We start from the raw sequence: 22,686 nt of genomic DNA on the forward strand, positions 1-22,686 counted from the left end.
TAAGATGGCGGACAGTTTCATCAGGGCTTGCTCCTTGCTCATGTTTTTATATCCGTGAGATGTCTCACGCTCCGCAGCGTATGGCTAATTGCCTTCACTGAGCAAGCATTTCCCGACTGTTTCCCAGGCTTTCGATGAAAGGCTCATCGCCTATTTCTTGAGCTGTCCCTGCCTCTGGTTTAGGATGTGTTCTATATCCCCCTAGGGGGGATACAAAAAAATCGATAAATGAGAAACTCGTTACTCTCTTTTTTCGAGAAATGCTCGACAACCTGATGGGTGCGGGCCTCTCCATGTGAGATTTCTCATGCTGAAAATCCTAGCCAACCGAACCTACCGTCATCTCTTCCTGGCTCAAGTGATTGCGCTCGTCGGGACGGGACTTGCTACGGTCGCACTGGGCTTACTGGCGTTCGACCTTGCAGGCGCCCAAGCGGGTGCCGTTCTTGGGACGGCGTTGGCGATCAAAATGACGGCCTACATTGGCGTTGCGCCCATTGCAGCGGCTTTTGCAGAGCGTCTGCCTCGCCGAGCCATGCTGGTCTCGCTGGACTTGGTGCGGGCCCTGGTCGCGCTTGCTCTGCCGTTCGTGACCGAGGTTTGGCAAATCTACGTGCTGATTTTCGTCCTTCAGTCGGCTTCGGCAGCATTCACCCCAACCTTCCAGGCGACCATTCCAGACATCCTGCCGGATGAAGACGACTACACCCGTGCCTTGTCGTTATCGCGCCTGGCCTACGATCTTGAAAGTGTCGCCAGCCCGATGCTCGCCGCCGCACTGCTGACGGTGATCAGCTTCCACAACCTGTTCGCCGGCACGGTCATCGGTTTTCTCGCCTCAGCGGCGCTGGTCTCTACGGTACTGCTGCCCAAGGCGAAACAGACACCTCGTCGCAGCGTCTACGAACGAACCACTCGGGGCATGCGCATATTCCTAGCGACGCCCCGCCTGCGAGGGCTGCTGGCTCTCAACCTGACGGTAGCGGCTGCCAGCGCCATGGTCATCGTCAACACCGTGGTGCTGGTTCAGTCGCGCTTCGCGCTACCTCAGAGTTCAACGGCATTGGCGCTGGCTGCGTTTGGTGGCGGCTCCATGGTCGCCGCCCTGGTCTTGCCTCGCCTGCTGAAAAATATCAAAGACCGAACGGCCATGTTGTTTGGCGGAGGAATATTGGTCGCAGGTTTGGCCGTTGGCATCAACCTGACCACCTACAACTTCCTGTTGCCGCTGTGGATGGTACTCGGCGTGGGCTATTCGCTGGCTCAGACTCCAAGCGGTCGACTGTTGCGTCGCTCGGCACATGCCGAAGATCGCCCGGCACTATTTGCCGCCCAATTTGCCCTGTCCCATGCCTGCTGGTTGATTACCTACCCATTGGCTGGGTGGCTGGGTGCCAACATCAGCCTCACGGCGTCGTTTATTGGCCTCGCTGTCGTGGCAGGAAGTGCGCTGATGGTCAGCATCGTGATCTGGCGTCCAGCTCATGACCAGGAGTCGATCAAGCACACCCATGAAAATCTGCCGGGCGATCACACGCACATCGACGGGCAGGAGGGTGCGGATCACGAACATCCATACGTGATCGATGATCAGCATCGTCGATGGCCCAACAAATGATCGTAAATTCCTAAGATTTTCCAAGGCTGGTTGGTCAGCCTTCAGATGAGAAACCGTAGCGCTTGCAGAGCGGCAAGGTGCCCTGGATAAAACCAGTAGCCCCATTGCCGCACTGGCCAGACCTTGAAGGTGAAAGTCTGACGCAGTAGCCAGAGTCCGATCAGGGGAGCGGCGAACGCAGTGCTCAAGGCCAACAATGAATAGACTTCCAAGTCCAACGCCCTTGTTACGATGCTACTGCGGGTATTGCTCAACAGGCATAGAGCCGCTGGCGGCAACCAAAGAACACCGGGGCTCTTGATTGCTACTAAGACAGCCGCTGGAACAAGTGCACCGTAGAAGCCGTACATCAGTGGATCATCCAGTACGTAGGCAATCGCGGCGGCCATCAACGCCATAGCGCTGCTCAACAGGGTGCGATGTTGCCATCCCCAGGCAATCACCAGCCCCAATGCCAGGGTAACCAACACGTTGAATGATCCCGAGGTGCTGATGTAGCGATAAGGCACTTCTGAAATGGCGGCGAACAACAGCATCAACGCGAGGTATCGACCGTTCGCGGCAGTCAGCCATTCGCCCGATTTGGAGCGCGCCACGTTGGCGGCAATAGCGACACAGAACAACGGAAAGGAAAGTCTCCCCGGAATAAACAGGTTGTTCATCTCCGGCCACACCAGGCGCAAGTGATCGATAACCATGGTCAGCATCGCCAGCCACTTGATCAGATCCAGGCTACTGCTTCGGCTCTTGAGTGAAGAATGCGGGGTTGTATTAGCCGTCGTCATGTCCACCCCAATGTGACGGCGGTAAGCACGATATAACGCACGCCCTTGGCCAGGGTGACAATCAGCAGGAAACTCCAAAGTGGTTCGCGCATGACTCCGGCGACGACCGTCAGCGGATCGCCAATGATGGGCACCCAGCTCAGCAACAGTGACCAGCGCCCGTAGCGCAGATAGGACTGCTGGGCTTTTTCTAACTTGCTTTCGTTCACGGGAAACCAGCGCTTGTGGCGGAATCGCTCAACAGAACGGCCCAGAAGCCAGTTCAGTGCGGAGCCAAGAACGTTGCCAAAAGTGGCGACCGCCAAGAGCGTAGAAACGACGTACCGGTCGGAGAGCAACATCCCGACCAGCACGGCTTCAGACTGCATGGGCAATAACGTGGCGGCACCGAATGCCGCCAGGAACAGACCAACGTAGCTGGTGAGTTCAAACACGAAGGAGTCGCCTCAAGCGTTCAGGCCGATCCAGCCATGGAAGCCGACGTACAGACCAACACCGATGATCAGCACGCTGGACAGGTACGGTGCACGACGCGCCACGGTGCCCAGCCACGGCCAGCGGTTGGAAGCCTGTTTAGCACCAATAGCTGCCGCAGCACCGACAGTGACCAAGGTGAGCGCCAGTCCGATGCTGAAGCACAGGACAAGCATGCCTCCCAGCGCGACTTCTTTAACCTGAAGACATAGCAACAGAACGGTGATGGCAGCCGGACAAGGGATCAAACCGCCCGTCAAACCGAACATGACGATCTGGCCCGTGGTGACCTCACGATTGGTGAAGCGCTTACGGATATCGTTGGCATGCGCACGTTCATGTGCATCCTGGTAGCCATCAATCGACAGTTCCAGGCCTTCCAATTCGGAATGAGCATGCCCGTGATCGTGTTCCTGATACTGGAGATCGTAATCATGGGAGTGGCCCACATGCCCAAGACTCAAGCGAGCACTGAACTCGTGTGGTTCCGGAATATCGACCGTCGACTCCAGGAAGCCTTCACGCTCAACGAAAGAGAACGATTGGGTGCTACCGTCCGGACGAGTAGTCATCAGGCGAACATCTGAGGCTGCCCAGGCGTGTCCGGTCAGTGTCTTCAGGCGCCAGTGCGGTGGCATGCCTTCTTCGAAGATCGACAGTTCGATGCGACCATGGCCTGTATCGATACGATGAGTCTCATCGTGATGACCATGGTCATGCTCGCCGTGGTGGTGATCATCACCTTGCTCGAACTTGAACATCTGCTCGCCGCGCCAGGTACGCCACAGCATCCAAAGTGCGATCACGATGATCAGAGCAGAGGACGCGAGTTGGAAGTAAGGCTCGGTGGTTTGAGCGTCCAGACCTTTGCCCAGGTACATGCCGCCAATAGCGACCAACCACACCACAGCGGTGTGCGACAGCGTCGCGGCCAAGCCCAACAGTACGGCCTGTTTTACCGAGCCACGAATGGCCACGATGAAGGCCGCCATCATGGTTTTTGAATGGCCCGGTTCTAGCCCATGCAAGGCTCCGAGCAGAATAGCACTCGGGAAATACAACCAGGCGTGAGCCCCGCCTTGTTGCAGCAGTTCAGCGAAGTTGGGCATATCAGACCTAGAGGTATTTGGTGATTTGTTTGAACGCTTCCAGCGGTGCGCGCTCGCCATTGCCCAAGGCCGAGACGGTGTCCTCCAGACAGTGATCAATGTGATCCTGAATGAGCGTGCGCTTGGCTTGGCACACTGCTTTTTCGACAGCATGCAACTGCTGAGCAATGTCGACGCACTGACGACCTTCTTCAATCATGGTGATGATGCCGCGTAAATGGCCGTCCGCCCGCTTGAGGCGCTTGATGATCGCCTCGTGACTTTGGTGGGTATGGGGATGGCTGTGTTCGTGTTCGTGCTCACTCATGACTTGAGCCTCAGGCCTCAATGAATTACGCTGGCATCCTATCCCCCCTAGGGGGATGCGGTCAAACGCATCAAAGCCCTACAAAACGAGTTGAAATCCGAGCGCTATGTTCAGCAGAACACTGACAACGACGGTGGTAATCGCACTTGCTCTCGCCATGTTTGTGGCTTGGGCCGGGCATACCTATACGTTGTCGGTGACATCAAAACAGCCAGCCTGGGAGATTGCGCAAGACGCTCATCACTCCCATCAGCAGCAGGCAGAGATGTCGAGCGCGAGCTACTCGGATCACTACCACTCACCGTTGACCCCTGACCATCAGCACGAAACGCCACAGCTCACGTCCGCGTTGAGTTTGGCTGCACAGCCGAAGCTGTCTATTCGAGTTGATGCGCGCCGATATTCCGTTCCTCGTCCGCCGATTTTTTTGATTGAGCGACCACCCCGTCTTTCGTTCGCATCCTGACCATGGCCGCACTGCGGCCTTTGATCCCTGCAACGAAGGATTGATCTATGCATTCGCACTCGATGAGCGGCGTTGTCGCATTCACTGCGCCATCGCACCGCCCGCTACTGCTGTTGTTTTTACTAGTCGCTGCACTGTTTCTCGGGATGCCCGAGGCGATGGCTCACGCTGTCGCGGAAGGTGACAAGGGCTTCATCCAGGAAAGCTCCGGCGTCATGTTGCTGCCCTTCATCTACATGGGCGCCAAGCACATGATGACGGGCTACGACCACCTGCTGTTTCTGTTCGGGGTGATCTTCTTCCTCTATCGCCTGAAAGACGTGGGGCTCTACGTCACGCTGTTCGCTGTAGGCCACTCTGTCACGCTGCTGCTTGGCGTACTTACAGAGGTCAGCATCAGCTCGTACATCATCGACGCCATCATCGGCTTCTCGGTGGTGTACAAGGCGCTCGATAACCTGGGTGCATTCCAGCGCTGGTTCGGTTTCCAACCCAACACCAAGGTGGCCACGCTGATCTTCGGCCTGCTCCATGGATTCGGGCTGGCCACCAAGATCCAGGAGTACGAAATCTCGCCTGATGGCCTGATTCCGAACCTGATCGCCTTCAACGTCGGCGTCGAGATCGGCCAATTGCTGGCTCTCAGCGCGATTCTCATTTTGATGGGGTACTGGCGGCGCACCGGCAGTTTCTGGCGCCACGCCTATACCGCCAATGTCGCCATGATGAGTGCCGGTTTCCTGCTGATGGGTTACCAGATCACCGGCCTGTTTGTCTCCGCGTAAGGAATTCTGACCATGTTCAATACTCCGCTTCCAACTGTTAATGAATTGCCAAGCACTCGCAAACTGGTGCGTTCGACTGTCGTTGCGATACTGGTTGCTGCTGGCCTCCTAGTGACCGTTGTCATGCCTTCGGAATACGCCGTTGATCCCACGGGTGTGGGCCGGGCTCTGGGGCTCACCCAGATGGGCGAACTGAAGATCATCCTTGCCCAGGAAGCTTTGGCGGATGCCGCACCACCTCAAGCAGCAACTCCAGCTCCCGCTCCGCAGGTTGCGCAAGCCCAACCTATTGCGACACCTGTTGCTCAGCCAGTGGCGACACCTACCCCAGCTCTGAAGACCAATCAAATGAGCGTCACGCTCAAGCCAGGTGAAGGGACAGAAATCAAACTGGAAGTGCTGAAGAACAAGACTGTCAGCTATGAATGGACAGCGGTTGGTGGGCCTGTGAACTACGACACCCACGGTGAGCCGTACAACGGTGAAAAGGGTTACTTCCACAGCTACAACAAGGGCAAGCAGGTCAAAAGTGACAAAGGTGAATTCACCGCCATTTTTGACGGCACCCACGGTTGGTTTTGGCGTAATCGCAGTAACACCGACGTGACCATCGCACTGAAAACGACCGGCGATTACTTGAGCGTCAAACAGTAATCCGAAGCAGCGATGGCTGTTCTATTGCCGAAAATGCGGCATTCAGCCTGACCACAGACCATTTATTTCATCCAATTTTTGAAGAGTCTTCCAATGAAAACCCCAACAACGCTGATCCGTTCGATGCTCCTGATCTGTTTCCTTGGCCTGATGACGGCATGCGGCGGCGGTGAGAAAGGAGCAGCCTCCGAGAGCGCTGAGCACGGACACTCACACGAGTAACACCCTGAATAAAACAAGGCCGCATGTGCGGCCTTGTTTGTTTCTGCGTGACGACATTGTCCCTTGGCCCAGCGATTGAGAGACACAAGACGAATGTCTGCATTGGGTCGATTACGGACTGCCAGCGTCCCTGTATCACCTGAATGGAGTATGAGGAGAGGGCTTAAGAGCCCCAGTTGTCCAACCAGATTGGATGAGCTTTGGGCTGTTGGATCGGGCCCATCTTGGTCACGCTAGTTTCTGTCGCCACAAAATTCGCGTATGTGCCATGGACACCACATGATCAATTTCTGTGAAAAATGCGTGTGGTCTATGGACATCGGATACCTAATCTAAACCCTCACAAATATTCATTCAAACCGATGTCCATGGGTTGACATCTTTCCTTTACATCGACGAAGCCTTTGCCGACCTCACCGGCATTCCGGGTGACCTGACTGCCTTCGGCAGAACCATTCGTGCGACCGTCTACAAAGGAACGGGCATTCCGGTTGGCGTCGGCATCGCGCCGACCAAGACCTTGGCTAAACTCGCCAACCACACAGCAAAGCGACTGCAAGCCCACACGGGCGGCGTGGTGGATATCTGCGATCCCGTTAAAAGGGATTGGGTGCTGCGTAACACTGATGTCGGTGAAGTTTGGGGCGTTGGGCGCCGGATGAAAGCTCACCTCGAGACCATGAACATCAAAACCGCGATGGATCTGGCCCAGGCGGATCCTTGGACGCTTCGACAGAAATTCAGCGTAGTGATCGAGAAAACCGCGCGTGAGCTCACTGGCACCTCGTGCCTGGAGCTCACCGAGGCCGAGCCAGCCAAGCAAGAGATATGCAGTAGCCGCATGTTCGGCAAACGCCTGACCACCATCGAGCCGATCAAGGAAGCGGTGGCCACCTATGTGGAAAGGGCAGCCGAAAAGCTGCGCGCGCAGAGTTCACTGTGCAAGAAAATCCGCGTAAGCATCCGCACGGGCATGTTCAACCCCGAGGAAGCGAAGTACGCCAATGGCGCGCTGGTTGAACTGCCATACCCCACCAACGACGTGCGGCTGCTGACCAAGGCGGCGGTGGAGGTGGTCAACCGCCTGTTTCGGCCTGGCTTCAAATACAGTAAGGCTGAGGTTTTGCTGATGGATCTGCGGCAGCCGGGTGAATTCACCGATGACCTGTTCGCCCAGTCCCAGCCAGCAGCGGCGGAGAAGGTCATGGGAGTTCTGGATGAGATCAATCAGCGCTGGGGCAGGGGCACGCTTCGGACTGGAAGCGTGCCGTCGACGCCTGATTGGGGGATGCGTCGAGAGATGATGAGTCAAAGTTTCACAACGAGATTGGATGAGTTGTGGAGGGTGAGATGCAATTAGCTAATTTGTCGTAGATTTCCCCAAGCCCTATTAAAGATGTGGGGCTTCTGCTCTTTAGGGATTGGCAGAGGGTTTGATTTGCTCATATGCAAAGTCCGTTATTGAATGCTGAGCAATAACGAATAGGGCAAGACGTGGGGCTGATGTATCGAAAGGCAGAAAACGATCTATGAGAGTTTTTTAAATGATGAATCGCTAATGCCGGTTTTCGTTCGGTTATTGGTTGTTGTATTTTGCAATCTTCAGTTTTAAATGTATAGCCAAGCTCCCGATCCGGAGTGGCAATAACAGTTTTTTTATCACTGATGAGGGCGATCTTCGTAAGTGGGATGTAAGTGACGATGCCGCATGCCTCTGGAGATAAATGGAATGAAGAAAAAACTAGAATTTTTTTCAGTCTATTTTCTGCAGAGGATGCAATGGAGCCTATTACGCCGAGATATATTATTACAGTATAAGAAACTCCAAGTATTAATATGAAGCTTCTATTAAAAACCTGTTTTTTTGGCTTCTTAGTTATGGTGTAAGAATTTACGTATGCAGGTTGTTTCCGTTCTGTGCTTATTATGTTGTACAGCATGTTTAGTGTGACGAGTATGTATATTGGAATGCTCAGATACATTCCAATATAAAGCCAGATGCCTATGATTCCCAAGATGGTGAATGTTTTTTGTGCTGATGAGAATTGTCCCGCTTCAACGTGAGTGAACTCGGTAATGAAAGAATCTGCGATAGAATTGGCTATGAGTGTTATGAAAATAGTGGCGAGAGCTAAAATTAAGTTGCATGCAGTGGCATGTGCAGAATAAAACTTATGTAGTTGATAGTGAAAAAAAAGCAAAAGCTAAGGTGCTGCTACTAACTAGGATGAATAAGGTTTGAGGTACAGTCTTGGAAAAGGTAAAGCCGATCATAGTTAGAAGTGCAAAAACTATGAGTGTTGCAGTGCTGGCAGTCACAATGAATGCGATATAGTCTAGGAATTCCCATCTTTGGAAGCTGTAATGTAATTTAAATTTTGGGCGGAACGAGATAATTTTTTTTCTGTGAAAAGGTTTTGTCTAGCAGCCAAAAAAACGAAGACGGAGGCAAAAAACAAAGTAAGAATCGCGACTATAGCCATGGGTTTTTTTCACTTTTAACTTAGATTGATCGAAGCGGATTCGACTGCCGCTTTTCTGGCATTTGATTGAACCATAATAATTTCTGTATTTTTTTCTTGACTGATTTCTAATATGCGAGAGATGTCGCGAAAGTTGTAAGGGGAGGATTTAAAACGGTCTCCCTTGTCAATTTCTGGAAACGTGTCTTTTTCGTCAAAAAAATCAACGCTGTAGCCTGAAAACTCGCATAGTACTCGCATATAAGAGCGAATATATCTGTAACAGCCAATGAGTTCTTCTGTTGAAGTTCCAACTTTGGTAAAAGTGATGTTTTTGGGGTTTGCTAGATTGATAGCGTCGTAGATTGTGAATTGTTTGCTCGATGATTTTAGCGTGTCGTAAATAACTGGAAGGGTTAGGATACCTGCAAGATCATAGATTTCGTTACAAGCTTGGCCATAGTGCTTCGCCGATACCTCGGGTGTTGTTTTGCTGCTGATTGCTGTGTGGATATTGAGTTTTACTTCTGCAAGGGTGTTGATGACCTGTTTGAAACGGTCATTGTCAATTTTTGGAATGCCTTTAGTCGGGCCTTCATCTTTGAAAAAGCGCAGGTGGAGCCTTGGATGCGCATGAAAGTCACCTTCGATTTTTCCTAGGTAGACAATTTTTTTTAACGCGCCAAAGTATTCAAACATCGCTTTGCGATGAGCGTAATAGCCATCTACGTTGTTCTTGAATTGAGTCGCTATGATTTGTACGGAAGTTTGGTGCGTGGCATGTATTCGAGCAACAAGGATGGAAAGTGGTATCGATAGTGAAAGCAGGCCTAATGGTAAAGTGCTGATCTTCAAGAATTCGGTTAAGCCTGTGGAACTAATGGATAGGGTGTAACCTTCCCAAGAGTATTGCCCAAACATAAGAAAATATAGAATGGGTCCAAGTATACTAAGCCATAGATAGCCTTGTTCGGCTAAGCCTCGATTTGCATCGATGTGGAAAGGGTAGAGATACTTGTGTGTTGCGTCCTTTTTTGCTTTTAGCGAATTGTATAATTTAAAAGCCATTTTTATTGAAAATATGCTAATGGCGCCTGGAATGATCAAGCAAATCACAAGCTTTAAACGTTCGTCCATGAAGATCTCGTTAGCGTCAGGGTGGCTAGTATTGTGCCATCATTCATTGTCTGCGCAAGATGTATACCGCACATAAGACGCAAAATTTTGCTCCGCAATGAGTGTGCTGAATAAGGAAGAGCAAATTTGGTGGCTTCTTAGGTGCGGGAAGTGCTGAGCGGAACCCCTGTGCACGGCGCTCAGTGTTTAATTGAATTTAGGTTGGCAGTGGTAGTAGATGTCGTCCTACCCACTCCGCCACCTGCGTAACAACGGCATTTCCGGCACCGAAAGCCTCTGCAAGGTTGGCCGCATCCAGTCCGAGGCAAAACCCATCATCCTCAGCCGCTCGCTGCCGCTCAGCCATCTGACCCCATCCGTTCGCGTGAGCGACGAGAGTGGTGCAGCCCATAGCGATCTGTGAGGGGACTCTGTCGGCCAGTAGAGTATTGGCAGCCCAGGCATCCGCTGGGCGTGGCCAGTGCTGCGATTGAGACGCTGGAGGTATTGCGTCCACTGGCGCGGCGTCAGCCAGGAACTCGAAGGGGGGCATTTGTCGATAACCGGCGACCAAGAATATTCGACGACGTTGCTGGGGGACTCCGAAATATTGAGCATTAAGCACTCGCCAAAATCCCACATACCCGCAGTCCGCAAGGGCCCTGATGACTGTTTCAAAGTCGTGGCTATTGTTGACAGCGAGCAGGTTAACGACGTTCTCAAGCACCACCCAGCGAGGTTGAATTTCCTTGAGGATTCGTATGACTTCCCAAAACAAACCGCTGCGGGCGCCGCGCAGGCCGCGGGTGTCTCGATTGCTTTCTCGGGCGCCGGCGATGCTGATGTCCTGGCAGGGGAATCCTGCGGTGAGGACGTCGACCGAGCAGAGGTTGTGGGCGCCGCAGTGGCGCACGTCTTCAAATTGCTGCGCGTGGGGAAATCGATCGGCAAGCACAGCCCGGTTGATGGGGTTGATTTCGACTTGCCAGGCGCTGCGGTATCCCGCATTTTCAAATCCGACATCAAAGCCTCCTATGCCTGCGAACAGGCTTCCAAGGGTGGGTTGGGGCATTCAGGAACTCGTTGTTCTGGATGCTCAAGGCACGCTTGGGGGAGGCTCGGGGCCTTCAAGTGGTTGAGTGTCCGGCAGCGCGGGCACTTGATCTGTAGTTCAGTGAAGCCGCTGGCGGCGGCAAGTTTGCGACAGCAGTGGCCGCAGCGGATGTCCTGCATGCAATCGTCCTTGATGGGTCATGGTTTGTCTCGTTGAAGCTTTTTCCATTCGCGATCCGCCGCACGTTTGGCGGCGTCTTCAGTGGCGTACAGCCAACGTAGGCGTTTAGGTTTGCGCTGATTTGCGACCATTGCCGGTTTCTGCACGCCGGTTTTCTTGTCTCGGTAGTACGCGATGACGCCTGTGAATTCGTCTGTGTTTTCTTCTGCCAATCCCTCAACTGTGTCATCCGGCAACTTGCTCTCGAGCTCAAGGCTGACGGTGTAGCCACTGTCTGCGCTGAGGGAGTGCTGCACGTTGCCGCCGTACCAGATGATCTCGTCGATTTCGGTTTTCACGCCTTCGAGCGAGTAAGTCAGCTCCGGGATCAGATCCGGTCGACCTACGGCCAGCGTGTAGCTGAGCGTCGCGCTGCCACGTTGCAGTCGGTTGAGTTCGGCGCGGGTGGCGCGTATGGCCGATTGCCGATCGCTGTACGTGTGGCGCAGATCTTTGAGGTTCTCGCCGCCACCCGCGATGGCTTGTTGTTTCTCGGCGCTGTTCACGTCGTAGAAATAAGCGCGTACGCCGTCGTAACTATCGCGGTCGGCCTGCAGGTATCGGTGTTGATCGCCGTCGGCGCGAGTCAGAGTGATGTGGGGCAGGTCGGCACCGCTGGCGGTCTTGCCGCCGCCGGCCGGCAGGCACAGCAAGCAGCCAGCCTTGACGGTGACGACGGCGTCGAATTCCTCGCCGAGGCGGCTGATCAGATTGGCGTCGGATTCGTTGGCCTGGTCGAGTTGAAGGATGGGTAAACCGCCAAGCGTGCCGGCAATGGTGGCGGTCAGGCCGTTGCCCAAGGCAATGTCTCCGAGCACGTCGCCGAGGGTGGTGTTGCTCCAGCTGCGTTCGCGTTTTGTTTTCAAACTCTTGCGCAGGTCGGCGGATCGAGCGCGAATGGTCAACACGTCCGGGGCGCCGCAGTGTTCGGTTTCGTCGACGGTGTACGTGCATTTGTCGACTAGCCCTGTATCGCTCCAGCCCAACCACAGACGAATCACCGCTCCGGTGGGCGGGATCGCGAGCAGGCCGTCGTGGTCGCTAAGCGTGATGCTGAGCTGGTCGGCTTCAATACCACGATTGTCGGTGAGGTCCAGGCTCATCAGGCGCGGGCTGATCAAATGGGCGATGTCGTTGCCGTCCACGGTGATGCGGTACGCCGGCACAGGGTAAGCAGCTTCGCGCTGGTAGCGTGAAAGGGCCTTGTCCAGGTAGCCGGTGACGCGGGAGAGGGCCGCGTCGATCACAGCAGTGCCCTCATGATGCTGATGCCCACGCTTGTCCCGGCGCCGATCAAGTCGATGCGGTCGTCATCGATGCGCTTGAGGCTCAACATGAATTCGATACGCCGGGGCGTACCGTCGCGGAAAAACAGGGTCTTGGTTTCACTCAGGCTTTCGATGATCCATAGGCCGTAGATCCGGCCGCTGCCCTCGACCATCGGCCACGCTTTACCGGTGTTGGCCATCAGACGCAATGCATCGAGGCTGAGCGCGCTACCGGCCAGTTCCGGCAGGATCAGGCCGGGCAGGGTGATCGAGTCTTCACCACGGCCCAAAAACTGCCGTGCAGGTGCCGCGCCGACACGATTGCTGCTCGCGTGTCGCCATTCGGTTTGACGTTGTAAGGCCTGATAGGCCGCGGTGGAGAGGCTGAAGACGAACATGCCCAATGCCAGCATCATGGGCATTACTCCAGGTCGGCCAAACGGCTGCGTTGACGGGCTTGTTTCTCGTTGTGGACGCGCATCATCTCCGCGCGTACCGCACGACCAATTGCCAACGGGTCCATGCCCGGGGCGGGGTGGATGTTGATCTGGTAAGTGTCGTGGCTGTCATGAATCGATGGTGTGCGCGGTTTGAGGGGAGAACGGCTGTCGACGGTCAGCGAATGGTTTCTCGCGTCCGGCATAAAGCCAATCGCTTTGGTTGCGTCGCTGAGTCGCTGAGTCAACACGCTCAGCACGCCGATCGGTTGACGCTGATGACGCTCCAGTCCTTGAGTGAGGCCGGCCATGGTGAAACCGCCCAACTCGGCAAAGACGCGGGAAGGGCTGTTGATACCCAGCTTTTCCTTGAACCAGCCAATGGTCGAGTCGCCGACATCGCCCATGACATTTTTCAGCTCACCGATACCAGCCTTCAGCCCTTTCACCAGCCCGTCGATGATCATCCCGCCGAACTCGGTAAACCGGCCGGGCAGCTCGATGCCAAGGTATTTCATGACGGCAGCGAAGGCCTTGTACAGCAAGCCCACGGGGCTGAAGTTGATCAGGGTCTTGAGGATGCCGGTCGTACCACCGTTGAAACCGGCTTTGATCTCTTTCCAGGCATCGATGAAGTAGAGTTTCACCGCGTCCCAGTTGTCGTAGAGCAGATACGCGGCGCCGGCGAGGGCGGTGATGGCCATCCCGATGGGATTCAACATCAGCGCGCGTCCGATAAGCAGCAGCGCCTTGCCCACAAAAGGCAATACCTTGCGACCAAGACTCCACAACAGGCTGATCAGGCTGGGCAGGCGAATCCCCAAGCTCAGGAACATCAGTCGCAACGCCACAAAGGGCAGCATGACACCGGCAATCGTCACCATCAGACCGCCGATTACCACCGCTAAACCCGCGATGATTGCTGAGGTTTTGACAATGGCGGCCGCCAGTTCTGGATGTTCGGCGGCCCAGCTTTTCACACCGCGAATAACCTCTGTGAGCGATTGGATGAGCGACCGCAGAGATCCGTCCTGCTGGTCCTGTAATTCAATGCCCAAATCCTGCCAGGCACTGCCTAACGTGATCAGGTCACCCTTCAAATTATCAGCCATGACTTTGGCGGTGCGAGCGGCTTCCCCTTGGCTTTCACGCAGGCTGGCAATCAGTTTTTGCAGCTCGCCATTGCCGGCTTGGTCCACCAATTGGGCCATGCCTTTGACGGCTTCTTCACCGGCAATAGCTTTGAACAGCCCGCCTTTTTTCGCGGTACCCAGGTGTTGGGTTTTGTCGTGGATCTCTTTGAGGATGTCCGGCATTTTCCGCAGGTTGCCTTGAGCGTCGGCGGTTCGGATCTGCAGTTGCGCAAGTGCTTTTTCAGCGGCTTTCGGCGGTGACGCCAGGCGGTTCATGATCGAACTCAGCGCCGTGCCGCCCATGCTGCCTTGCAGTCCTGCATCCCCCAGTTTACCGGCCATTGCGGCGGCGGTTTCCAGTTCGACGCCGTAGGTCTTGGCCATCGGCGCGGCGTATTTCATGGTCTCGCCGAGCATCTGCAAATTGGTGTTGGAGCGGGTAAAAGTGCCGACGAGTACGTCGCCCAGTCTGCTCATGTGTTCGGCATCCATGCCGAGTCCGGAGAGGATATTTGAAGCGATGTCGGCGGTCTGGGCCAATTCGGTGCCGCCGGCAGAGGCGAGGTCGAGCATGCCGGGCATGGCGGCTCTGATGGCTTTCGGCTCAAACCCGGCCATGCCGAGAAAACCCTGAGCATTGGCGGCCTGACCGGCAGTGAATTGTGTGGAACTGCCCAACCCACGCGCCTGCTTGCGCAGATCCGATAGCTCGACAGCGTTTTTGATCGAGGCGGGTGATCGCTTGTACTTTGCTCATGCTGGCGTCGAATTCGATGCCGGGCATGAGCATCTTGGCGCCCGCATACAGCGCAGTGCCTCCACTGGCAGCGGCGGTGGCGCCCTTACCAGCCATTGAGGTGGCGACTTCTCGCTGATTTTGTAGTGTGGTGCGTGCCGCTGTCAGCCTTCGCTGTTGAGCCGCCAATGCCGCCAAGCGTCGGGTCTGCTCCGCGATGCTTTGATTGGCCGCATCGGTTTGCTCACGCAGACGGCGTTCGTGCTGACTGAGGTTTTGGGTACTAAGGCCCGCGTCGTGCAGTCGAGTACGAAGGCGCTGTAATTGCACGCTGCTTTGCTCGTGTTGCTGCTTGAGCTTTTGCGCTTCACGAATTGCCCTGCGTAGATCTTGCGTCATCGCCCTGGTCGGCGCGGCAGTGGCGGCGATTTGCTGACTCAGCGTTTTGACTTTGTCGCGTGCAGCACTCAGCGCCTGCGCCGTAGTCTCGGCAGCCGCGCGTTGCGAGCGCCAGGCGCTCACATCTTTTTGCTGTGAGTTGAGTGCCTTGAGCTTTTCGCGGGCGTCCTTCAAGGCACGGGCTGCGCCGATGCTGCTGTTGTTGATTGCTCTTAGTGGGCGGGTGGCTTGATCGATGGCACTCAGCAATACCCGCAACTTCAGATCATTCGCCATCGACAACACTCCGCAACCTGGCGCGCTCGCGCCATTCCATCAGCTCTTGCAGGCCCAGCGAATCCATGTTCGCTGGTGCCCAATGAAAGACCACCGCCAAGTCAGCCATTGCATCCTCTACGCAACGAGGCAGACATCCGTCTTCGCCGACTTCTGCAACAAAAAAGCGGAAATCTTGCTACCACAGGCCAGCAGATCCGCCGGGTCCATGCCGGCGGCTTCCGGCGCGGTAATGCTTGGCGACGTGATGCGCGGCAGGATCTTGATCAGGGTTGCCACGTCCATGTTCAACAACTCGATCAACTGCACGCCACGCAGTTCGCCCGATTGGGGCTTACGCAGAGTGAGCGTATCGATAGTGGTTTTACCGCGAGTGATGGGCATGTCGAGGCTTACGCTGTTTTCATCGGCAGACTGGATGGTTTCGTGTGTTTCGATGCTCTGCATGGGGAGTATCCAATGGGGTTGGGAAGGTCAGAGGCCGATCGCGGCGCGCTGTTTTTCGAGCATGTCGACGCCGTTCACGTTCTCGATGAAATTGAGCAGATCGATCTCGATGATGTCTTCGTTATCGACGATGAGCTTGTAGTAGGAACAGGTGGTGGTGATGCTGTGTTCAGTGTCTTCGCCGGGCTGGGCGTCGCCCATTTCGATGGTTTCGTGACGGCCGCGCATGACCACTTCCACGGCGCTGACGTCGCCCGTATCGTCGCGCTGAAAGGCGCCGGAGAATCGCAGCGCCACACCCGAAGCGTTCACCGCGCCGAACTGGCGCAGCGCGATCAGGTCCAGTCCGCCGGTCTTCCATTCGAACTGGATGCCGTCATCGGAGAACCCCAGGTCAGCTTTGACCGGGCCGCTCATGCCACCGCCGCGATAACTTTCCATCTTTCGCCCGAGCGGGGGCAGGGTGACGCTCTTGACCACGCCGACGTAGCTGTTGGCATCGTTGAACAGGTTGAGGTTTTTCAGTTTGCGCGGTAGGGCCATGGCGCCGTTCTCCGGTTAGCGGTTGATCTGGCTGGCGAAATTGATGAGGTAGCGGTCGGTGATGCGTTGGCGCAGGGTCAGGTCTTCCAGCGGCGGGATAGGCGTGTAGTCGTAATCCAGCCAGAGCTTGCCGGCCTTGAGCGTGTCTTTGGTGTTGATGTCTTCGGGGTACCAGCAGCCGCCACCGACCAGATAGCCGCCAGCGACTTTGGTGCGAAACTCGGCGTTCACCGACTCGATCATGTCGCGCACCAATGAGGCATGCAGCGGCTTGTCCATCGCCCACATCTGCGCGCCGGCCATGGTGTCGGCCAGTACTTGCGCGGTGCGGGTGTAACTCTCGAAAGCGAACAGCGGGTCATCGCTGCAGGTGCGGCTGCCCCAGAAGCGAAAGCCGCCTTCGTTGATCAGCGTGGTGACGTCGTGACTGTTGAGGTAGTTGGCGTCGGTAGCCGGGTTTTGCAGGTCCCAGAACACATCGGCGTTGATGCCGGTGACGCCATTCACAGCGACGTTGGATAAGGTTTTGTGCCAGCCGGTTTGCTGATCGATCTTGGCACGCACGCCTAACGCATTAGCCACGGCGCTCGCGGTGGCTGTCTTGCTGGTGGCGATGTTCCAGTTCAGGAAGTCAGGCCAGATGACCATAGCTTCCCGAGCGCCGAAGTTGCGACGGTAGGCGACGGCCTCTTCTTTGGTCTGGCAGCCCCACGCGCTGACATAAGCAAATGCGCGCAGTTGTTGAGCGAGCGATGTGAGGGCGGTGGCCACGGGTAACGAGTCGAGCCCGGGCACGCCCAGAATCCGCGGCACCAATCCCAGTCGAGACTTGGCGGCGAGCAAGGCTTTCATACCGGTGTATTTGCCGGATTCAGTAGTGGTGCCGATCAACGCGCTGGCGGTCTCCGCTTCGTCCTGGCCTTCCTTCACGCGCACCACAATGACGTAGGGTTTGGACTGGTTGGCGATGGCTTGCAGGCTGACCGCCAGCGTGCCTTTTTCACCGGCCCTTCCAATGGCGCTCTGTACGCTGCTGATCAGCACGGGTGTATCCAGTGGGAAGGTCGATGCATCGGCATCATCGGCGGTGCAAACCATGCCGATGACGGCGGTGGGGATCGTGCGGATTGGGCGCGAGCCATCGTTAAGCTCGATGACCCGGACGCCGTGAAGATAATCGGACATGGAAGCGGCCTGTGCGGTGATCGTGAAGTCGATGCACAGGTTGCCGATGGAGGATGATGACGTCGCGGGTTGGGTGTTGTAGGGGGCTGGATTACAACCCGGTAGGGTCTGGTGGTGTTGGCCAATCGATGATGTTGGGGAATTGCTCCTGCTGTTCGATGCGGTTGAGATCTACGCTGTAGCGCATCCAGCCCAATAGCAATGTCAGCTCTTGAGGTGTTGCAGTACCCAGCTTCTCCGCGTACTGAAGCGGTGCGATGCGCAACTGCGCGTTACGCAGCAGGTCGTCGCGATGCTGTAGAGCCTGAGCGCTTTGAGTTGCACGCAGGGCCAATTCGTCGAGCGTCCATTGTTCGTTGATCCATCGGAAGTGTTCTCCAGGCCATGGTTGGGTGGTTAACGCTTGTGGCAGCTCGCCTAATTGTTGCCACGATTGGCTCGCACCATCTGCCTTGCGGAAAACCGTTCCTCGCAAATCGCGTACCTGGCGGACTTCTCCATCGAGCAGCGCCCACGTTGTACCTGGCTCTGTCGGCGTGAGCACTTCAGGTACCTGCACGGCGTTGCCGGGAAGCTGCGGGCCGAAACCGGGAATATCCGGGAACGTCACCGGGCCGGCCAGCGCCCCGGCGTCATCAATCAAATAGGTAATCATCCAGACCTCAGATCAGTTTAATTCGGGCGGGGTAGGCGATATTGCGTGGGCGAGTTTCGTCGTTACCCATTCGCCCGATTAACGGCGGCGATGTGTTGTAGGCCACTACGTGGTTGATTTGAGCAACAGAAGTTGATGCAGCAGAAAGAAGCGCTACGCGGTCACCCTTGCCGGAGCCGAAAGAAACAGGGTGGGTGTGACGCTCAAACGTGTCGGGTGTCCATGAACCGGCGATCCGCCCGAGAACTTGCCACTCACCGGCGCCGTCCGTCTTTGACTCATTCGAGGCAACAATCTCTGACTCTCCGACGGAAACAATGGTGGTGCCTTTTGGAAAATCGCCGCCCTCCAACATCATGCCGATCTTGACGCGCATGCGGCCGCGGATATCGCTGATAACCGGACTTCCTCGCGTTGTGGTACCTGTCAGAGTCGATTTATCGACGCGCCGGTCTTCATCAAGCACCCTGAAAAACTCGCCTCTTGCCTCGGGTAGCCGAAACGTCGTTTTGTGGTCGCCGATCGTCCATGCACCTTCCAGGTAACTATGTTTCTCTGGATAGAGCATCCCCGATTGTTGAGCGTGATCCCACAACCATGGCCACTCATTTCTGTCGAGTAATTGCCCACTCATGGCGCCGTAACCGCCGGGGCTGAACACGGTGGTGGTTTCGAAAACCGGTCGGCCTAATGTAGTGCTGTCGAAACGGCCTAATGGCCACCAGCTGCCGGCACCGTCACTGCGCAAATGCCACCAATCACCAGCGCCCATCAGCACGAGAAACGGATAACCCGCTGGGTTCAAGTGCGTATGAAACATCAGTGTGTCTTTGCCATGTGCCTTGATGACCAGACGATTGATGCTGTTGTCTTTGCGGCGAACAATGACGTCCCGTGTGCCGAGTCGGGCATCAGCTGCTGGCAACTGGATATTCAGTGCGCGGGCACTGGCGTCTATCAGGACGATGCCCATTTCTCGGGGTTTCAACGTTCGGGATGACGATACGTTGGTGAACGCATCGCGTGCGATGAGGGAACGATCCACATAGTCTCGGGTCGCCAGAACCACCGCCGGATCGATCTTGAGCTGAATGTTGGCGGTGCCATTGGTGATGATGTGCATCCGCACCACCTGGTTACGCCCCGACCCTTGCGCAAGCAGTGGCTTGTAGCTGGGTGGCAGATTCGCAACCGCACAAAACACACCATCGCTGTCTTCGAGTGCCAGCTCCCTCATCCACCAGCCGCCCACCTCCGGGGGAAGTACCACTTCGGCGATCAGAATGTTTGGATCGGTAGGGGACGTGTGCAACTGGTTGAGAGGGGCGCGATGAACCTGATTGATCAGTTGAGTCTGCGAGGCGTCAGGCGTGGGGGGCAACGCCGTTGGCGTCACCGATCAGCATGTGGCTCGGCTGCCAGGGAATGCCGAGGGCGTCGCAGTTGGTTTTCTTGGCGGCGCCCAGCGTGGTTAGCAGGCCGCCGAAAATAGAGTTCTGATCAACCATTAAGGTAAACATCCAGTTCGTCGAGGGTGTAAAGGCTTAGGGCGCTGTAGCCCCGGACTGCTACGTCGATATCCGGGTTGTTCCACGGATACACGTCGATTTCGTCGCCGTCGTACACGGCGCATCCAACGAACGTGTCGAGTCGGGATTCCAGAATGATGTCGAGGCCTGTCAGATGGCGGGTGAGGGGTTTGGCGTCATCGATCAGCCAGACCAGTTCCTGATACATGGCTTCGGTGATGCCGGAGTCGAGGACGCCAATGCGTAAGGTGAAGGTGCCAGGTGTCCCGAGTGGGACGGATTGCCACCATTCGGCGATTTCGATCAGGTAGCCCAGCGGTTCGACTACACGGCGTAAGGCGCCGATGGTGCCCTTGTGCGAGTGGACGTAGTACGCCGCGCGGCAGGCTGCGCGCTTGGCTGGCTCCGGCCATTTGCTGTCCCAGCGATCTACCGAGAACGCCCAGGCGAGGTACGGCAGCAAGGGCAGGGGGCATTTGTCCGGGTTGTAGAGCGTTCTCAAGGGAATGGGCACGCGTTGGATTTGTGCCAGTGCTTGAGCCGCCTGGCGTTCCAGCGGTGTCGAGTTATTGGGTAGCAGCGGTTGATAGCTCATCATTCGAAGCCCAGCGCCAATTCGACATGCGTGCAGTACGGCGCCTGGTACTTGGTGGCGACGATGTCCACCCAATCCTTCAGGACGACTTTACGCACCCCCTCGACGTGTAGCGCGGCGTGGACGATGGATTCGGACACCTCTAGCGCCAACCGACGGCGCTGATGCACGAATTGCAGCAGCCGCGCTTGGGCGGCCGCCAGGATCAGTTCGGTTTCCGGGCCGTTGGTCAGCGGGTAGAGCTTGGCTTTGACCTGGTAGGTGAGGATCTGCGCACCCTGCACGGTCAGGCGATCTGCGAGTGGCCGGCGGTCGTCGTCGCTTAGGTAGGTTTTGACCTTGTCGAGCAGTGCCTGTGACGCGGTACCGTCGCCCAGCACGGATTGCACGGTGACCACGGCTTCGGCCGGGGCCGGGCTTTCGGCGGTGGCGTCGGCGACCTGGCCGTCTGCGGAACGGGCGTGGAAGATGTAGCTGTTGCGCGGGCCGGCGGTGCTGAGGCCTTCCCATGCCATCTGTGCGCGCTCGCGCAGGCTGTCGTCACTTTCCATCAGTTTGGCCAGCGGCGGCACGGTTGTCGGGTTCGCGGCCTGAATGATCAGTCGCTTGACGTTGAAGTTAGCGGCGAGCTGATCGAGGTCGGTGCCCTTGGCCAAGGCGAGCATGTTGGCGACGGAGGCTTCGTTGACCCGCTGCCGCCAAATGATTTCGCGGTAGGCGTTTTCCTCGAGCAGTTTGGTCAATGGCTCCGACGGCATGTTGAGTCGTGTGGCAATCTCAGCCTGCTGCTCAAGCGGCCAAAGACTGATGGCGTACGCCTTGCGCGCGGCGAGGATCTGCTCGTAGTCGATTTGTTCGACGATCTGCGGTGCGGGGAGTTGGCTAAGGTCGAGGGCAACGAAGGTGTTCATACGCTGCCCCCCAATTGCAGCGGCACGCTGAGGCTCAGCGGCTGATTGCTGTCCACCAAGGTCCCCTCCAGATCCAGCGACGACTGCCCTTGAAGGTTCGCACCGACGAACTGCACACGGCTGAGGTTGATGCGGGTTTCCCAACGCATCAGGGCCATGACGGTGGCGGCGTACACCTGCAGGCGGGTGAAGTCGTTGAACGGTTGATCGACCAGCTCGGGCAGCAGGCTGCCGTATTCGCGGCGCATGACGCGGGTACCGATGCGGGTGGTGAGTATGTCGGTGATGGACTGGGCGATGTGTTCGACCAAGCCGAGGGCTGCGCCGGTTTCTTGGTTCATTCCGGTTGCCCCGTTTTCGCTCCGCCGGGCATGACGCCGCCGTGCGGGTGGTTGACCAGGCTGATGTTGGCTGCGACGACGTCCTCGGATACGGCGACTCTGCCGGTGACGTTTTGGTTGCCGGTTTGGGTGTAGTCGCCTTCGTGGGTGATAGGGCCGACGATGTGAATGCCGCCCGTGCTTGTCAGGTTGGTGGTGCCGCCTTCGGCTAGTGTGACGTTGAGGTGGTGAGTGAGGCTGTCGTACTCGATGACGGTGCCGTCGCGGTAGGTGCAGCGGTGCAGGCCTTCGCGGTCGCCATTGGCGGGGATGTGGTCGCTGAACAGGCCGGTGAGGACTATTCCGTTGCCGAGTTGGCCGGATGGGCTGAACAGGATGATCTGCTCGCCTTGGTTGGGCGGATTCCATTCGCGGTCGGCGCCGGCGCGCGCGGTGATCCATGGGAGCCAGCCGGTGGTGAGTGATCCTGTTTTGACCTGCACGCGCGGGGGCCTCATCTGGACGTCGGCGATGGTGCCGAGGCGGATGAGGTTTTCGATCAGGCGGGCGAGGGTGGCTAAGTCGTTCATGGGGGCGATGGTGTTTTACTCGCGCGAATAGCGCATCGGGAAAAGCTTGTATAGTCTGTCTACACATTCACAATTCTGGCGAACAAGGGCTTGTTATGGCGACTCACTATTTAGATTGAAGATGTAAATAAAATTTCGTATGCATCACTCAGGGCTGAACATTTTTTCGCAATACATGGAGTGGGAATGGAGAAGCGATACCAGGTTTTTGTTAGTTCGACATACACGGATTTGATGGAAGAGAGGAAAAGTGTTACTCAAACTCTAATGGAGATGGACTGTATTCCTGCCGGTATGGAAATGTTTCCAGCGACGGATGAAGAGCAATGGGTGTTTATTAAGAAGGTCATTGATGATTGTGACTATTACCTATTAATTGTTGGTGGTAGAT

27 protein-coding genes and 1 pseudogene are annotated in these 22,686 nt (G+C 56.3%); 6 read left to right on the top strand and 22 right to left on the bottom strand.

Features of this window, described 5'->3' with window-relative positions; all coding sequences use genetic code 11:
- The first annotated feature begins 307 nt into the window (after positions 1–307).
- Positions 308–1,618 (top strand): MFS transporter, encoded by a 1,311-nt coding sequence (locus HT737_RS23140; RefSeq protein WP_182404078.1) that lies wholly within the window; start codon positions 308–310, stop codon positions 1,616–1,618.
- A gap of 41 nt (positions 1,619–1,659) precedes the next feature.
- Here HT737_RS23140 and HT737_RS23145 read toward each other — a convergent pair whose 3' ends face one another.
- The 4 genes from HT737_RS23145 to HT737_RS23160 are packed head-to-tail and all read right to left on the bottom strand — an operon-like array spanning position 1,660 to position 4,293.
- The gene (locus HT737_RS23145; protein ID WP_182404079.1) at positions 1,660–2,403 is read right to left on the bottom strand and encodes a TraX family protein; all 744 of its coding nucleotides are present in this window, start codon (positions 2,401–2,403) and stop codon (positions 1,660–1,662) included.
- Entirely contained in the window at positions 2,400–2,837 is a 438-nt protein-coding gene (locus HT737_RS23150; protein WP_182404080.1) for a YqaA family protein, read from the bottom strand. Before HT737_RS23150 ends, HT737_RS23145 begins: the two co-directional genes overlap by 4 nt.
- Positions 2,838–2,849: 12 nt before the next feature.
- Positions 2,850–3,986: a nickel/cobalt efflux protein RcnA gene (locus tag HT737_RS23155; RefSeq protein WP_182404081.1), complete on the bottom strand. Its 1,137-nt coding sequence runs from the start codon at positions 3,984–3,986 to the stop codon at positions 2,850–2,852.
- Positions 3,987–3,993: 7 nt separating this feature from the next.
- A complete protein-coding gene (locus HT737_RS23160) occupies positions 3,994–4,293 on the bottom strand; it encodes a metal-sensing transcriptional repressor (protein WP_103470019.1) in 300 nt (99 codons plus the stop codon).
- 513 nt (positions 4,294–4,806) lie between these two features.
- On the opposite strand from HT737_RS23160, the gene HT737_RS23165 reads away from it, so the two are divergent.
- From HT737_RS23165 to HT737_RS23180, 4 genes and pseudogenes are all read left to right on the top strand, one after another.
- The gene (locus tag HT737_RS23165) at positions 4,807–5,544 is read left to right on the top strand and encodes a HupE/UreJ family protein (protein ID WP_109631470.1); all 738 of its coding nucleotides are present in this window, start codon (positions 4,807–4,809) and stop codon (positions 5,542–5,544) included.
- Between the two features lie 12 nt (positions 5,545–5,556).
- Positions 5,557–6,198 (top strand): transmembrane anchor protein, encoded by a 642-nt coding sequence (locus tag HT737_RS23170; protein ID WP_182404082.1) that lies wholly within the window; start codon positions 5,557–5,559, stop codon positions 6,196–6,198.
- Between the two features lie 315 nt (positions 6,199–6,513).
- Complete coding sequence (locus HT737_RS23175; RefSeq protein ID WP_182404083.1) at positions 6,514–6,657, top strand: DUF4113 domain-containing protein; 144 nt, start codon at positions 6,514–6,516, stop codon at positions 6,655–6,657.
- A 154-nt stretch (positions 6,658–6,811) separates the two neighbouring features.
- A pseudogene (locus HT737_RS23180) lies at positions 6,812–7,780 on the top strand (DUF4113 domain-containing protein); the annotation flags it as partial.
- Between the two features lie 1,138 nt (positions 7,781–8,918).
- Here HT737_RS23180 and HT737_RS23185 read toward each other — a convergent pair.
- The 18 genes from HT737_RS23185 to HT737_RS23265 form a co-directional block, all read right to left on the bottom strand.
- The gene (locus tag HT737_RS23185; RefSeq protein WP_182404084.1) at positions 8,919–10,019 is read right to left on the bottom strand and encodes a hypothetical protein; all 1,101 of its coding nucleotides are present in this window, start codon (positions 10,017–10,019) and stop codon (positions 8,919–8,921) included.
- Between the two features lie 196 nt (positions 10,020–10,215).
- Positions 10,216–11,070 carry a DNA cytosine methyltransferase gene (locus HT737_RS23190; RefSeq protein WP_182404085.1) on the bottom strand — a complete coding sequence of 285 codons (855 nt, stop codon included), beginning with the start codon at positions 11,068–11,070 and terminating at the stop codon, positions 10,216–10,218.
- Positions 11,031–11,231, bottom strand: coding sequence for a Com family DNA-binding transcriptional regulator (locus tag HT737_RS23195; protein WP_182404086.1), 201 nt, complete (start codon positions 11,229–11,231; stop codon positions 11,031–11,033). Before HT737_RS23195 ends, HT737_RS23190 begins: the two co-directional genes overlap by 40 nt.
- Positions 11,232–11,249: 18 nt before the next feature.
- Positions 11,250–12,518, bottom strand: coding sequence for a phage late control D family protein (locus tag HT737_RS23200; RefSeq protein WP_182404087.1), 1,269 nt, complete (start codon positions 12,516–12,518; stop codon positions 11,250–11,252).
- Positions 12,515–12,955 (bottom strand): phage tail protein, encoded by a 441-nt coding sequence (locus HT737_RS23205; RefSeq protein WP_182404088.1) that lies wholly within the window; start codon positions 12,953–12,955, stop codon positions 12,515–12,517. The genes HT737_RS23200 and HT737_RS23205 overlap by 4 nt, the downstream gene beginning before the upstream one ends.
- Positions 12,956–12,960: 5 nt before the next feature.
- Positions 12,961–14,787 (bottom strand): phage tail tape measure protein, encoded by a 1,827-nt coding sequence (locus HT737_RS23210; RefSeq protein WP_306287255.1) that lies wholly within the window; start codon positions 14,785–14,787, stop codon positions 12,961–12,963.
- Complete coding sequence (locus tag HT737_RS31925; protein ID WP_306287256.1) at positions 14,714–15,520, bottom strand: hypothetical protein; 807 nt, start codon at positions 15,518–15,520, stop codon at positions 14,714–14,716. Before HT737_RS31925 ends, HT737_RS23210 begins: the two co-directional genes overlap by 74 nt.
- Positions 15,510–15,629: a GpE family phage tail protein gene (locus HT737_RS23215; protein ID WP_182404089.1), complete on the bottom strand. Its 120-nt coding sequence runs from the start codon at positions 15,627–15,629 to the stop codon at positions 15,510–15,512. The genes HT737_RS31925 and HT737_RS23215 overlap by 11 nt, the downstream gene beginning before the upstream one ends.
- An 8-nt stretch (positions 15,630–15,637) precedes the next feature.
- Complete coding sequence (locus tag HT737_RS23220) at positions 15,638–15,967, bottom strand: phage tail assembly protein (RefSeq protein ID WP_182404090.1); 330 nt, start codon at positions 15,965–15,967, stop codon at positions 15,638–15,640.
- Between the two features lie 27 nt (positions 15,968–15,994).
- Positions 15,995–16,510 (bottom strand): phage major tail tube protein, encoded by a 516-nt coding sequence (locus HT737_RS23225; RefSeq protein ID WP_182404091.1) that lies wholly within the window; start codon positions 16,508–16,510, stop codon positions 15,995–15,997.
- A gap of 15 nt (positions 16,511–16,525) precedes the next feature.
- On the bottom strand, positions 16,526–17,695 hold the full coding sequence (locus tag HT737_RS23230) for a phage tail sheath protein (protein WP_182404092.1): 1,170 nt from the start codon (positions 17,693–17,695) through the stop codon (positions 16,526–16,528).
- 91 nt (positions 17,696–17,786) lie between these two features.
- On the bottom strand, positions 17,787–18,350 hold the full coding sequence (locus HT737_RS23235; RefSeq protein ID WP_182404093.1) for a tail fiber assembly protein: 564 nt from the start codon (positions 18,348–18,350) through the stop codon (positions 17,787–17,789).
- Positions 18,351–18,357: 7 nt separating this feature from the next.
- Positions 18,358–19,746, bottom strand: coding sequence for a phage tail protein (locus tag HT737_RS23240; RefSeq protein WP_374011194.1), 1,389 nt, complete (start codon positions 19,744–19,746; stop codon positions 18,358–18,360).
- Complete coding sequence (locus HT737_RS23245) at positions 19,715–19,858, bottom strand: phage tail protein (RefSeq protein ID WP_182404094.1); 144 nt, start codon at positions 19,856–19,858, stop codon at positions 19,715–19,717. The genes HT737_RS23240 and HT737_RS23245 overlap by 32 nt, the downstream gene beginning before the upstream one ends.
- A complete protein-coding gene (locus HT737_RS23250; protein ID WP_182404095.1) occupies positions 19,851–20,474 on the bottom strand; it encodes a phage tail protein I in 624 nt (207 codons plus the stop codon). Before HT737_RS23250 ends, HT737_RS23245 begins: the two co-directional genes overlap by 8 nt.
- The gene (locus tag HT737_RS23255; protein ID WP_182404096.1) at positions 20,474–21,385 is read right to left on the bottom strand and encodes a baseplate J/gp47 family protein; all 912 of its coding nucleotides are present in this window, start codon (positions 21,383–21,385) and stop codon (positions 20,474–20,476) included. Before HT737_RS23255 ends, HT737_RS23250 begins: the two co-directional genes overlap by 1 nt.
- Positions 21,382–21,726 (bottom strand): GPW/gp25 family protein, encoded by a 345-nt coding sequence (locus HT737_RS23260; RefSeq protein ID WP_182404097.1) that lies wholly within the window; start codon positions 21,724–21,726, stop codon positions 21,382–21,384. Before HT737_RS23260 ends, HT737_RS23255 begins: the two co-directional genes overlap by 4 nt.
- Entirely contained in the window at positions 21,723–22,295 is a 573-nt protein-coding gene (locus HT737_RS23265; protein ID WP_182404098.1) for a phage baseplate assembly protein V, read from the bottom strand. The genes HT737_RS23260 and HT737_RS23265 overlap by 4 nt, the downstream gene beginning before the upstream one ends.
- 186 nt (positions 22,296–22,481) lie before the next feature.
- Here HT737_RS23265 and HT737_RS23270 point away from each other — a divergent pair.
- Positions 22,482–22,686 (top strand): DUF4062 domain-containing protein (locus tag HT737_RS23270; protein WP_182404099.1); only part of this gene is annotated, 205 nt, incomplete at its 3' end.

Source organism: Pseudomonas sp. MD195_PC81_125 (genome assembly GCF_014060985.1).
GTDB lineage: Bacteria > Pseudomonadota > Gammaproteobacteria > Pseudomonadales > Pseudomonadaceae > Aquipseudomonas > Aquipseudomonas parakoreensis.